Source organism: Streptomyces sp. NBC_00178, assembly GCF_036206005.1.
Lineage (GTDB): Bacteria > Actinomycetota > Actinomycetes > Streptomycetales > Streptomycetaceae > Streptomyces.
Window position 1 is genome coordinate 3688358 of record NZ_CP108143.1, and the last position, 12293, is coordinate 3700650.

The window sequence follows — 12293 nt, forward strand, 5'->3', positions numbered from 1 at the left end:
CCCCTTGTCCCGACCGATCGTTCGGTTACTCTAACTCCGTCCGCACACACCCGCCCGGCTCGACGAGGAGTTGGTCCGTGATGGCCCCCGCGCTTTCCCCCGAAAAGCTGTCCGAGATCCACCGCCCGACGCTCGACCAGGCACTCGACGCGATCCGCACGCGCGCGTACTGGTCCCCGCATCCCGAGCACCCGAAGGCCTACGGCGAGGACGGCCTCCCGGGCAGCCTCGGCGCCGCCGAGGGCAAGGCCGCGTTCGACGCGGTGCTCAACACCCGCATCGACCTCGGGCAGCCCGGCACCGACGGCTGGACCGGTGGGGAGACCTCGCCGTACGGACCGGAGCTCGGCGTCGAGTACCCGCACGCCGACCCGGACGTCCTGCTTCCCGCGATGCACGCCGCCATGGGTTCCTGGCGTGCGGCGGGACCCGAGACGCGGGCGCTGGTCTGCCTGGAGATCCTCGCGCGGATCAGCGGGCGTACGCATGAGCTGGCGCACGCGGTGATGCACACCAGCGGGCAGGCCTTCGTGATGGCCTTCCAGGCCGGCGGTCCACACGCACAGGACCGCGGCCTCGAGGCGGTGGCGTACGCCTACGCGGAGCAGACGCGCACGCCCCGCACCGCGGACTGGTCCAAGCCGCAGGGCAAGCGCGACCCGCTCCAGCTGCACAAGTCGTTCACAGCGGCCGGACGAGGTGTCTCGCTGATGATCGGCTGCAACACCTTCCCCACGTGGAACGGCTACCCAGGCCTCTTCGCGTCGCTCGCGACCGGCAACCCCGTGCTGGTCAAGCCGCACCCGCGGGCCGTCCTGCCGCTCGCCCTGACCGTCCAGCTGGCACGCGAGGTACTGGCCGAGGCGGGATTCGACCCCAACCTCGTCGCACTCGCCACCGAACACCCGGGCGAGGGCATCGCCAAGACCCTTGCCCTGCGGCCCGAGATCAAGATCATCGACTACACGGGCTCCACGGCCTTCGGTGACTGGCTGGAGGCCAACGCCCGGCAGGCTCAGGTCTACACGGAGAAGGCGGGCGTCAACACCGTCGTCATCCACTCCACGGACGACTACCGGGGCATGCTCTCCAACCTGGCCTTCTCGCTCTCCCTCTACAGCGGCCAGATGTGCACGACCCCGCAGAACCTGCTGATCCCCAAGGACGGGATCAGCACGGACGCCGGTGACAAGCCCTACGAGACCGTGGTGGCGGACATCGCCGACGCGGTGAGCGGTCTCCTCGGCGACGACGCCCGCGCCAACGGACTGCTCGGCGCCCTGGTGAATCCGGACGTGAAGGCCCGCCTGGAGGCTGCATCGGGTCTGGGCGACGTCGCCCTCGCCTCACGCCAGGTGGCCAACCCCGACTTCCCCGACGCCGTGGTGCGTACGCCGGTCGTGGTGAAGCTCGACGGCACCGAACCCGACGATGGGGCGGCGTACCTGTCCGAGTGCTTCGGCCCGGTCTCCTTCGCCGTCGCGGTGGAGTCGGCCGAAGCCGCCCTGGACCTCCTGCGCCGCACGATCAGGGAGAAGGGCGCCATGACCGTCGGCGCCTACACCACCTCGTCCGAGATGGAGCGCGCGATCGAGGACGTCTGCTTCGACGAGTCGGCCCAGCTCTCGCTGAACCTCACCGGCGGGGTGTTCGTCAACCAGACCGCCGCGTTCTCCGACTTCCACGGCTCGGGCGGGAACCCGGCAGCCAACGCGGCACTGTGCGACGGCGCGTTCGTCTCCAACCGGTTCCGGGTGGTCGAGGTCCGCCGCCAGGCCTGAGCGGTTCGCCGGCTGGTCGGCACGCGTCCTCACCTGCCGGGAGAGCGGCTCCCGGCAGGTGCGTGCGGCAAAGGGAAGCGGGCCCGGAACGAAGGGCCGGTGGGGCGGGCGGGATTGCGCTCCACCGGCCACGTGACCCGTACATCCCGGGTTCTCCGAATCAGTGGCCCTGCGGGCCTGGGGACGGGATGTCGGCGTACCGCTGCACCCAGGCGTGCATGGCGATGGCTGCGGCGGCTCCCGCGTTGATCGACCGCGTGGAGCCGAACTGCGCGATCGAGCACACCATGGAAGCGTGCTTGCGCGCCTCTTCCGTGAGCCCCGGGCCCTCCTGTCCGAAGAGGAGCACGCACCGGCGCGGAAGCTCGGTCCGCTCCAGCGGTACGGCCCCTGGCAGGTTGTCGATCCCGATGATCGGGAGGCCCTGGGCCTGCGCCCACGCGGTCAGGTCCGCCGTGTCCGGGTGGTGCCGCACGTGCTGGTAGCGGTCGGTGACCATCGCTCCCCGGCGATTCCAGCGCCGGCGCCCCACGATGTGGATCTCCTTGGCGAGGAAGGCGTTGGCGGTGCGAACGACCGAGCCGATGTTGAAGTCATGCCCCCAGTTCTCCACCGCCACGTGGAAGTCGTGCCGCCGGAGATCGAGATCGGCGACGATCGCCTCCCGCGTCCAGTAGCGGTAGGCGTCGCCCACGTTGCGCCGGTCCCCGTTCGCGAGGAGCTCCGGGTCGTAGCGGTCCCCCTCGGGCCACGGCCGCGGATGCGGCCCGACACCGATCTCGTCGCCGTAGCCGTCGTCGTACTGGGCCGGCTCCGCGGACGGGTCGGTCGCCGGTGTCGAGAGGGGGTCTTCTGCACTGCCGGTCTCGCTGGTCACCCGACGAGCGTATGGCCCTTGCCACCGCCGCCGCGCGGTGCCTCCCCCTCGTCCATGGCGGGACCTCGCTGCGCGGGCACGGTGTGCCCGTCCTTCGAAGGCCGGGAGAACAGCCGTCCCCGGCCCAGCGTGACCATGCGCCCCAGCCAGACGAGGAAGACCGTCGGCAGGAAGACCGCGTCCGCGGCGATCATCGCCATCGAGAAGAAAGGCAGTCCCAGCAGGACGGCGATCCCCGCGTGCTCACCGATCATGAGCACCAGCAGCACGTTCTTGACGCGGCGGTTGAACAGCGTGAAGGGAAAGGCGACCTGCACGATGACCGTGGCGTACGTCATCACCATGACCATCAGGGCGCTGGAGGCCACGATGCCGGAGAGCCCCGGCCAGGGCGCGAAGTAGTCCAGCTTGAGCGGGTAGTAGATCGCGGTGCCGTCCTGCCAGCGGGATCCCTGGATCTTGTACCACCCGGCCGTGGCGTAGATCAGGCACACCTCCGCCATGATCACGAGCAGGGCGACGTTGTGAGCCAGGTTGGCCAGGACGTCGAGGAGGGTGCGCAGCTCGTGCCCCGGCGCGTAACGGCTCAGAGCCCACCAGGCGCCGTTGCCGAGCCAGAGGACCCACAGGACCGCGGGCAGCCACCAGGTGCCGCCCAGCCCGCCCAGCCCGCCCAGCACCGTGGCGATGATCAGTACCGCGCCGAGGACGCCCCACAGAAGCGGTCCCACCACGTCTCGGGGCGGCTGGAGCCCCTCCGCGAGGCGCGCGGCACGCCGCGTCGCGCGGCGGGCGTCGACCGACCAGACCCGAGCGCAGCGCGTGAGCACGAGGTAGATCGCCATGAGGTGGATGACGTTGTCGCCGCCGTCGCCCATGAAGATGCTGCGGTTCTGGAGGGAGAGCACCCCCACCATGAACAGGACGGACGCGAGCCGCGTTCGCCAGCCGATCAAGAGCAACGCGGCGGACACCAGTGTGAGCGCGTAGACGAACTCGAACCAGATCGCGCTGTCCGACCACATCAACACCGTGAAGGCGCCGTTGCTGGAGAGGAGACCGCGCGCCATGTCCCAGCTCCACGGTCCGTCAGGGCCGTAGAGCTCGCGACGGTGGGGCAGTTCCCGCAGCAGGAACAGCAGGCAGGTCGCGGAGATCCCGATCCGGACGACGGCGCTCTGGTAGGCGCCGAGGGGCCCCTCGGTGACGCGCTGGACGGCCCGGGACACCGAGCTGCCCGCGTTCCCGGGGATGCGGGTGGCGGTGGAGGTGCTCACTTCTGCGCCCTCCCGTCGCGCAGTGCCTGTTCCGTCGTGTCCGTACCAGGCAGATCGGCCGGCTTGACCGTCCACCACGGGAGCACCCGGTACTGGGGATCGGTGTTGATCTTCTCGTCGCTCCACGACGGGGCTCCCAGGGAACGCACGGATGATCGCACCTGTATCCGCTCGACCCTGCCGGCGAGGTCGTGGTCGGCCAGGCGCAGCATGACGATGCGGCGGATGTAGCGCTCGGACAGGTCCCCGCGGAGGCCGTTGGAGCGGTTCTCGCTGTCGTGGGAACCGGTGAAGAAGTCCCAGGCGCGACGGAGTTCGTTCTGGTCGACGTGGCTGGGCAGGACGTTGCCGTGTATCGCCTCCCCGTCCTCGCGCGAGAGGTCGATCCAGCGGGTGGTGCTGTACCCGTCGTCACCGTCCACCTCGGCCCGCACCTGGACCGCGATGTTCTGCTGGAGCGGATTGGGTGCGAACAGTTTCCAGTTCTGCTCGAACTCGGGGTAGACCCAGTCGTCGACGACCGCGCCGTGCTGTTTCGTGAGCGTGTTGGACGGCGCGACGTGCAGGAAGATCATGGCGATGTGTCCGCAGGCCAGGACGCCCATGACGGCCAGCGCGATCGCGGCCGCGACCTGGTACGGAAGGGAGAGGCCCGCCATGCCGATTCCGCCCGGACGCCGTACCGGCTCCTCGGGCGGAGAGCTTTCGTCGGCGGACGTCTCCGCGGTGGGCGACGCCTGACGCTCGTCGCGGGCGGCACCGCTTGCTCCGGACAGCGGTCGCGGGGGTTCGTCCATGCCCGGACCGTGCTCCTGACGGGTTGCAGCCGCGGAGACGGGCTCGGACAACCGGTCCGACAACCCGTCTGTCGACGCCCGGGCCTCGGGCCTGCCGCCGGGGGCCGGTATCCCCGCGTGCGGGTCGTGAGCCTCCGGTCCGGGGACGTCGTGGTCCAGGGCAGGGGCACCTCCCGGATCCCCGGCGCCGTCCGCGTTCGGGCCGGTACCGGACCCCGCGTCCGGCTCACGGTCGCGAGCGGGGTCAGGGTGCCTCGTCACGCCGGACCTGGAACGCTCGTCGTCGCTTCCCGCGCGCCCACCGAGCTCCGCATCCATGCCGCCCCGTTCGCCGTCGATCACCACTCAGTTATCCACAGGGTTGACACCCTACGGGCCCCCGACTCACCATTGAAGCCAAGGAACCGAACGATCGGTCGGTAGGGAGCCCGGGATGGCGGCAGTGACTGCGGACCAGACGACGCAGAGGACAGCGGGCACGGCGGACCCGGTGGACGAGGTGCGCACCGCGGCCTTCGACGCCGCGGTTGCGGCCGACGACCGGATCGAGCCCCGGGACTGGATGCCCGACGCGTACCGGGCCACGCTGGTCCGCCAGATGGCCCAGCACGCGCACTCCGAGATCATCGGGATGCAGCCCGAGGCGAACTGGATCTCCCGGGCCCCCTCGTTGCGCCGCAAGGCGATCCTGATGGCGAAGGTCCAGGACGAGGCGGGGCACGGCCTGTACCTGTACAGCGCCGCCGAGACGCTGGGGACCAGCCGCGAGGAGCTGCTCGACAAGCTGCACGCCGGCCGGCAGCGGTATTCATCGATCTTCAACTACCCGACGCTGACCTGGGCCGACGTCGGCGCGATCGGCTGGCTGGTGGACGGCGCGGCGATCACGAACCAGGTCCCGCTCTGCCGCTGCTCCTACGGGCCGTACGCGAGGGCGATGATCCGCATCTGCAAGGAGGAGTCCTTCCACCAGCGCCAGGGTTACGAACTGCTGCTCGCCCTCAGCCGGGGCACCCCGGCGCAGCACGAGATGGCGCAGGACGCGGTGAACCGCTGGTGGTGGCCGTCCCTGATGATGTTCGGCCCGCCCGACGACTCCTCGTCGCACTCCGCCCAGTCGATGGCCTGGAAGATCAAGCGCCACTCCAACGACGAGCTGCGCCGGCGCTTCGTCGACATCTGCGTCCCGCAGGCAGAGGCCCTGGGGCTCAGCCTTCCGGATCCCGACATCAGGTGGAACGAAGAGCTCGGACAGCACGACTACGGGGCGATCGACTGGACGGAGTTCCAGGAGGTCCTCAAGGGCAACGGGCCCTGCAACGAACAACGGCTCGCCCAGCGGCGCACCGCCCACGAGGAAGGCGCGTGGGTCCGCGACGCAGCGGCGGCATACGCAGAGAAGCACGCGGTACGGACCGGAAACGCCGGTGCCACCGCCCAGCCCGTGGAGGCGACCGCATGAGCAGCTCGACCGACTGGCCGCTGTGGGAGGTGTTCGTGCGATCCCGACGCGGGCTGTCCCACACCCACGCGGGCAGCCTGCACGCACCGGACGCCGAGATGGCCCTGCGCAACGCCCGCGATCTGTACACCCGCCGCTCGGAGGGCGTCTCCATCTGGGTGGTGCCCTCCACCGAGGTCACCGCCTCGTCGCCCGACGAGAAGGACTCCTTCTTCGAGCCCGCCGGGGACAAGCCGTACCGCCACCCCACCTTCTACGAGATCCCGGAAGGGGTGAAGCACCTGTGACCGCGGCTCTCGCCCTCGGCGACGACGCGCTGGTGCTCTCGCACCGGCTGGGGGAGTGGGCGGGACACGCCCCCGTGCTGGAGGAGGAAGTGGCGCTGGCCAACATCGCCCTCGACCTGCTCGGGCAGGCGCGGCTGCTGCTCTCGTTCGTGGGTGACGAGGACGAGCTCGCCTTCCTCCGCGAGGAGCGGGCCTTCCGCAACGTCCAGCTGGTGGAGCAGCCCAACGGCGACTTCGCCCACACGATCGCACGACAGCTCTACTTCTCCGTCTACCAGCACCTCCTGTACGAGCGGCTGGCCACCGGAGGCGGACAGTTCGCGGACCTCGCAGCCAAGGCGGTCAAGGAGGTCGCCTACCACCGGGACCACGCCGAACAGTGGGTTCTCCGGCTGGGCGACGGAACGGCCGAGAGCCACGACCGCATGCAGCTAGGTCTGGACGCCCTGTGGAAGTTCACCGGCGAACTGTTCGAGCCCGTCGAGGGCGTGGACATCGAGTGGCAGACCCTGCGTGACGCCTGGCTGGCCGCTGTCACCGCGGTGGTGGAGCGGGCGACCCTTTCTCTGCCCTCGGGCCCGCAGAGCGGCGCCTGGGCCGCGGGAGCGGGCAGGCAGGGTCTGCACACCGAGCCCTTCGGCCGGATGCTCGCCGAGATGCAGCATCTCCACCGCAGTCACCCGGGGGCGTCATGGTGATCGCCGAAACCCCGCTGGAGGCGGAGCTGCACCGCCTGGCGGGCTCCGTGCCGGATCCGGAGCTCCCGGTCCTCACCCTCGACGAACTCGGCGTGCTCCGCGGGGTGCGGGCCGAGAGCCCGGACCGGGCCGTCGTGCACCTGACGCCGACCTACACCGGTTGCCCGGCCATCGAGACGATGTCCGCCGACATCGAACGGGTCCTGCACGACCACGGCGTGGCCGAGGTGTCCGTCGTCACCGTCCTCGCCCCGGCCTGGTCGACGGACGACATCAGCGACGAAGGGCGCCGCAAACTCAGCGAGTTCGGGATAGCCCCGCCCCGCCCCGGCGGCACTGCGGGTGGCCCGGTACCGCTGACGCTCTCGGTGCGCTGCCCGCACTGCGGCTCCACGGACACGGAGTTGCTGAGCAGGTTCTCGTCCACAGCGTGCAAAGCGCTGCGCCGGTGCGTGGCGTGCCTCGAACCGTTCGACCACTTCAAGGAGTTGTAGATGTTCCATCCGCTCCGGGTCAGCGCGATCGAACGGATCACGGACGACGCGGTGGCCGTCACCCTCGCCGTACCGCCCGAGTTGCGCGAGACCTTCCGCCACAGGCCCGGCCAGCACCTGAACGTGCGCTACGGCGTCGGCGGCGAGGAGATCCGCCGGTCGTACTCGATCTGCGCTCCGGCCACCGAGGCGCCGGCGGAACCGTCTCTGCGGGTGGGGATCCGCATGGTCGACGGGGGCGCGTTCTCCACGTACGCCCTGAAGGAACTGGCCGTCGGTGACCTCGTCGAGGCGATGGCGCCGATGGGCCGCTTCGTCCTGGAGCCTCGCCCCGGGTACTTCGCGGCGATCGTCGGCGGCAGCGGCATCACCCCCGTGCTGTCGATCGCCGCCACATTGCTGGCACGCGAATCCACGGCTCGCTTCTGCCTGATCCGGAGCGACCGGACGGCCGCCTCGACGATGTTCCTGGACGAGGTGGCCGACCTCAAGGACCGCTACCCGGGCCGCTTCCAGCTCGTGACCGCCCTGTCTCGCGAGGAGCAGGCCGCGGGCCTCCCTTCGGGCCGGCTGGACCGCGAGCGGCTCACCGGTCTGCTGCCCTCCCTGCTGTCGGTGCCCGATGTGGACGGCTGGTTCCTGTGCGGACCCTTCGGCCTGATCCGGGAAGCGGAGGGCGCGCTTCTCACGCTCGGGGCGGACCGGTCCCGCATCCACCAGGAGATCTTCCACGTCGCGGATGAGGGGGCCGGAAGTCCACCGGCGACCCGTACGACCGCTCCGGCGGAGAGCAGGCTCACAGCGACGCTCGACGGGCGTTCGGGAAGCTGGCCTGTCCAGGACGGGGAGTCACTGCTGGACACGGTGCTGCGGAGCCGCGCGGACGCGCCGTACGCCTGCAAGGGGGGTGTCTGCGGCACCTGCCGGGCATTCCTGGTGTCGGGCGAGGTACGCATGGACCGCAACTACGCGCTCGAACCGGAGGAGACGGGAGCCGGGTTCGTTCTGGCCTGCCAGTCGCACCCGGTCACCGCGGAGGTGGAGATCGACTTCGACCGCTGAGGTCCCGTCCGGCACCTGACCCCGCACCGCCCTGCAGGCGAGGGGCAGCCGCCGGGGCGACGCGCGAGGGCCGCGGCCCCAGGGTGCCTGTGGCCGGGCGGCCCGGCCCCAGGCGGCTGTGGCCGGGCCGCCGTACAGCCCGGGCCCCGGCCGACAGAAGCAACTCGGCACATACGACCCGTAAAACGCGCACCCGACAGACGCAGAACGTCAGACACGAACCCGACAGACGCGAGCCCGACAGACGCGGGCCGTTGGGAGCCGGCCGCCACGGACGGACTTGAACAGGCCGGCCGCCGAGGGGCGGCGGGCAGCCACAGACGGGCCCCGCATGGACCGGCTGCCGAGCACGGGCTGCCGAAGCACGGGGACCGCCATCCCGCGCTCGCGGCGGCAGGCCAGCCGCGGAGGGAACGGCCTTCAGAGGACGAAGGCCGAGCTCCCGCCATCCGTGACCATCGGACGGCCCGCGCCGTCCCAGGCGAGCATGCCGCCCTCAATGTTCACGGCGTCGATGCCCTGCTGCACGAGGTACTGGGTGACCTGCGCGGATCGCCCTCCCACCCGGCACATCACGTGCACACGACGCCCCCCGTCGGCTGCCTCGGTCAGCTCACCGAAGCGGCCGACGAAGTCACTCATCGGGATGTGCAGCGCCCCCTCGACGTGTCCCGCTGCCCATTCGTCGTCCTCCCGGACGTCCAGCACCAGGCCGTCCGACGGGACCGCGACAGCATCCACCGAGGGCAGCGGAGCGAAATTCATGGGTCTTGCCTTCTCTCGTACGTACGCGCCAAGTCAGTCGAAACGCTACTGCACCAGGCCCGCGAGCTCTGCCTCACGCTGGGCCACCTCGCCCAGGAGCTTTTCGCCGATGTCGTCCAGGAGACGGTCGGGATCGTCCGGCGCCATCCTCAGCATCGAGCCGATCGCGCTCTCCTCGAGCTCCTTGGCCAGAACCGTCAGCAGCTCCTTGCGGCGGCTGAGCCAATCCAGCCGGGCGTATAGCTCCTCGCTCTCGCTGAGCCGCAGTTCCGGTGCCACCGGCCCGGCAGCCCACTCGGCAGCCAGTTCCTTGAGCAGCTCCACGTCACCGCGTCCGTAAGCCCCGTTGACCCGGGCGATGAACTCGTCGCGCCGCGCGCGCTCCTTCTCGTCCGGTGCCAGATCCGGATGGGCCTGACGCGCGAGCTCGCGGTAGAGCTTGCGTGCCTCCTCGCTCGGCCTGACGCGCTTGGGCGGCCGGACGGGCTGCCCCGTGAGCATGGCCGAGGCCTCGGGCGAAAGGCCGTCCGAGTCCATCCAGTCGTGGAAGAGCTCGTCGACCCCGGGCATCGGCATCACGATCGCCCGTGCCTCCTGCGCCCTGAGCACGTCCTCAGGGTCGCCGGTGATCGCTGCCCTCGCCTCCGCGATCTGGGCATCGAGCTCGTCCAGCCGCGCGTACATCGGGCCCAGCTTCTGGTGGTGCAGCCGGGAGAAGTTCTCCACCTCGACCCGGAAGGTCTCCACCGCGATCTCGAACTCGATCAGGGCCTGCTCGGCCACGCGTACGGCCTTCGCGAGCCGCTCCTCCGGCCTGGGCGCGGCGGACCCGCCTTCAGGAACCTCGCCACCCGCACCGGCGCGCGCGTCTCCGGTCGGATCGGCACCCGCCCCGTCGGCCGTGGTGCTGTCCCCCTGCCCGTGGTCGCTGTCCGCCCGGAGGCCGTCCTGCGACGCTTCCTGCGCCTGCTGCGGCTCGTCCTGCCGGTGCTGCTCCTGCCGGTGCTGGTCCTGCCGGTCTTCGTCGTTCCGGGTGGTCGGCACCCCGGCGGCTTCGTGGGTCACCCGTCCAGCGTATGGCCACGGCCGGCGCCCCGGGCACACGAGGTCACGGCACCGGCCGGTCAGACACCGAGCTCGGCGGCTATGCGACCGGTTCCGACGGCCCTGACGAGCTCGGCATGATCCGCCTCGGTCCGGTCCGCGTAGGTCACGGCGAAATCGGCGACCGCCTCGTCCAGCTCGGAGTTCTTCCCGCAGTAGCCGGCGAGCAGCCTGGGGTCGGCGGTGTGCGCGTGGGCCCGGGCGAGCAGCGCCCCGGTCATCCGTCCGTAGTCGTCCACCTGGTCCGCCGCGAGCGCGGCCGGGTCCACGCTGCCCTTGCGGTTGCGGAACTGGCGCACCTGATACGGCCTGCCGTCGACCTCGGCCCAGCCGAGCAATATGTCGCTGACGACCTGCATGCGCTTCTGTCCGAGCACCACCCGGCGCCCTTCGTGCTCCACGCCCGGCACGTCGAAGCCCACCTGCGGAAGGTAGGGGGAGAGGGCCGAGGGGCGGGCCTCCTTCACCTGCAGCACCAGGGGCTCACCCCGGTGATCGAGCAGCAGCACCACGTAGGACCTGGTCCCCACGCTGCCCGTGCCGACGACCCGGAACGCCACGTCGTGTATCGCGTAGCGCGCCAGCAGCGGCACCCTGTCCTCGGAGACGGTCCCGAGGTATCCCTCGAGCCCCGCCGCGACCGCAGCGGCCTCCGCGTCCGGCACACGTCGCAGTACGGGCGGCGCATCGACGAAGCGCCGGCCGCCGTCCTCGCAGTCCTCCGTCGACCTGGCGGCGAAGCGGGCACTCGTGTTGTTGCGAGCTTTGGCCGACACCCGGTCCAGCGTGCCCAGCAGGTCCCGGGCATCCGTGTGGGAGACGAGTTCCTCGTCCGCGATGGCGTTCCACGCGTCGAGGGCGGGCAGCCCGGCCAGCAGTCGCATCGTGCGGCGGTACGCCCCCACCGTGTCGACCGCGCCTTGCCGGCAGGTGTCCTCGTCGGCCCCGGCTTCCCGCCCGGCCAGCACCAGCGAAGTGGCCAGGCGCTTGAGGTCCCATTCCCACGGGCCGAAGACGGTCTCGTCGAAGTCGTTGAGGTCGATGACCAGGTTGCCCCGCGCGTCGCCGTACAGGCCGAAGTTCGCCGCGTGCGCGTCCCCGCAGAGCTGTGCTCCGACACCCGTGACCGGTGTGCCCGTCAGGTCGTGGGCCATCAGCCCGGCCGAACCGCGCAGGAACGCGAAGGGCGTCGCCGCCATCCGCCCCACACGTATCGGCGTCAGCCCCGGCACCCGGCCCAGGTTCGACTCCTCCACAGCCTGCACCGCGCCCGGCCGTCCAGGTGGCAGGGCCAGGGAACTGTGAGCGGAGCGGGGCACTCGGAGCCTCAGCGCCTTGCCTGCCGCCTTGCGGGACGCCGCACCCGGGCCGGACGACCGCCCGCCCGTCGCGGCACGTCGCGCGAAACCGGGCACGAACGGGATACGCGGGTCTTGCCCTGTCCGCTGTTCCGGCACCGTCGCCTCGACCTCACCCATGGAGCGCCGCCTCCCCCGTCTCGTGCACCCGTCACGCCCAACATCAACTGCGGATGACGGTACAGCTGTTGCGCAACGGCCGTCCGTCCCTGTGGACAACGCGCAGCGGCCTGTGGAGAACCACCGCTGACCGGCCCGCCCGGACGCCACAGCCAGAGCCGCTCCGGAGAGACGCGCTGCACCGGCGGACGCCCAGGACCTATGGCACCCT

12 protein-coding genes are annotated in these 12293 nt (G+C 70.9%); 6 read left to right on the forward strand and 6 right to left on the reverse strand.

The genetic code is table 11. From position 1 onward, the window contains the following. Nucleotides 1-80: 80 nt before the first annotated feature. On the forward strand, nt 81-1781 hold the full coding sequence (gene paaN / locus OHT61_RS15945; protein ID WP_329039027.1) for a phenylacetic acid degradation protein PaaN: 1701 nt from the start codon (nt 81-83) through the stop codon (nt 1779-1781). A 160-nt stretch (nt 1782-1941) separates the two neighbouring features. On the opposite strand, the gene OHT61_RS15950 is transcribed toward paaN, so the two are convergent. The 3 genes from OHT61_RS15950 to OHT61_RS15960 are packed head-to-tail and all read right to left on the reverse strand — an operon-like array spanning nt 1942 to nt 4732. After that, complete coding sequence (locus OHT61_RS15950; RefSeq protein WP_329039029.1) at nt 1942-2658, reverse strand: TrmH family RNA methyltransferase; 717 nt, start codon at nt 2656-2658, stop codon at nt 1942-1944. Further along, nucleotides 2655-3935: an HTTM domain-containing protein gene (locus tag OHT61_RS15955; protein ID WP_329039031.1), complete on the reverse strand. Its 1281-nt coding sequence runs from the start codon at nt 3933-3935 to the stop codon at nt 2655-2657. Before OHT61_RS15955 ends, OHT61_RS15950 begins: the two co-directional genes overlap by 4 nt. Then, entirely contained in the window at nt 3932-4732 is an 801-nt protein-coding gene (locus tag OHT61_RS15960; protein WP_329039033.1) for a DUF5819 family protein, read from the reverse strand. Before OHT61_RS15960 ends, OHT61_RS15955 begins: the two co-directional genes overlap by 4 nt. Nucleotides 4733-5165: 433 nt before the next feature. On the opposite strand from OHT61_RS15960, the gene paaA reads away from it, so the two are divergent. From paaA to OHT61_RS15985, 5 genes are read left to right on the forward strand one after another with little or no spacing between them, the layout of a single operon-like run. Next, nucleotides 5166-6194: a 1,2-phenylacetyl-CoA epoxidase subunit PaaA gene (gene paaA, locus OHT61_RS15965; protein ID WP_329039034.1), complete on the forward strand. Its 1029-nt coding sequence runs from the start codon at nt 5166-5168 to the stop codon at nt 6192-6194. After that, nucleotides 6191-6481 (forward strand): 1,2-phenylacetyl-CoA epoxidase subunit PaaB, encoded by a 291-nt coding sequence (gene paaB, locus OHT61_RS15970; protein WP_327116884.1) that lies wholly within the window; start codon nt 6191-6193, stop codon nt 6479-6481. Before paaA ends, paaB begins: the two co-directional genes overlap by 4 nt. Next, nucleotides 6478-7179, forward strand: coding sequence for a 1,2-phenylacetyl-CoA epoxidase subunit PaaC (gene paaC / locus OHT61_RS15975; RefSeq protein WP_329039038.1), 702 nt, complete (start codon nt 6478-6480; stop codon nt 7177-7179). The genes paaB and paaC overlap by 4 nt, the downstream gene beginning before the upstream one ends. Then, on the forward strand, nt 7176-7673 hold the full coding sequence (paaD, locus tag OHT61_RS15980) for a 1,2-phenylacetyl-CoA epoxidase subunit PaaD (RefSeq protein WP_329043280.1): 498 nt from the start codon (nt 7176-7178) through the stop codon (nt 7671-7673). Before paaC ends, paaD begins: the two co-directional genes overlap by 4 nt. Beyond that, nucleotides 7674-8735, forward strand: coding sequence for a 2Fe-2S iron-sulfur cluster-binding protein (locus OHT61_RS15985; RefSeq protein ID WP_329039039.1), 1062 nt, complete (start codon nt 7674-7676; stop codon nt 8733-8735). A gap of 420 nt (nt 8736-9155) precedes the next feature. Here OHT61_RS15985 and OHT61_RS15990 read toward each other — a convergent pair whose 3' ends face one another. Genes OHT61_RS15990 through OHT61_RS16000 form a run of 3 tightly spaced genes read right to left on the reverse strand, consistent with a single transcriptional unit; the run spans nt 9156 to nt 12082 of the window. Continuing rightward, entirely contained in the window at nt 9156-9500 is a 345-nt protein-coding gene (locus OHT61_RS15990; RefSeq protein WP_329039041.1) for a rhodanese-like domain-containing protein, read from the reverse strand. 45 nt (nt 9501-9545) lie between these two features. Continuing rightward, nucleotides 9546-10565 (reverse strand): J domain-containing protein, encoded by a 1020-nt coding sequence (locus tag OHT61_RS15995; protein WP_329039043.1) that lies wholly within the window; start codon nt 10563-10565, stop codon nt 9546-9548. Between the two features lie 59 nt (nt 10566-10624). Further along, the gene (locus tag OHT61_RS16000) at nt 10625-12082 is read right to left on the reverse strand and encodes a DUF2252 domain-containing protein (RefSeq protein WP_329039045.1); all 1458 of its coding nucleotides are present in this window, start codon (nt 12080-12082) and stop codon (nt 10625-10627) included. Nucleotides 12083-12293: the final 211 nt, after the last annotated feature.

Coding starts and splice junctions, on each gene's coding strand:
- paaN (WP_329039027.1), top strand. CDS start 81: ATGGCCCCCGCGCTTTCCCCCGAAAAGCTGTCCGAGATCCACCGCCCG.
- OHT61_RS15960 (WP_329039033.1), bottom strand. CDS start 4,732: ATGGACGAACCCCCGCGACCGCTGTCCGGAGCAAGCGGTGCCGCCCGC.
- paaA (WP_329039034.1), top strand. CDS start 5,166: ATGGCGGCAGTGACTGCGGACCAGACGACGCAGAGGACAGCGGGCACG.
- paaB (WP_327116884.1), top strand. CDS start 6,191: ATGAGCAGCTCGACCGACTGGCCGCTGTGGGAGGTGTTCGTGCGATCC.
- OHT61_RS15985 (WP_329039039.1), top strand. CDS start 7,674: ATGTTCCATCCGCTCCGGGTCAGCGCGATCGAACGGATCACGGACGAC.
- OHT61_RS15990 (WP_329039041.1), bottom strand. CDS start 9,500: ATGAATTTCGCTCCGCTGCCCTCGGTGGATGCTGTCGCGGTCCCGTCG.
- OHT61_RS16000 (WP_329039045.1), bottom strand. CDS start 12,082: ATGGGTGAGGTCGAGGCGACGGTGCCGGAACAGCGGACAGGGCAAGAC.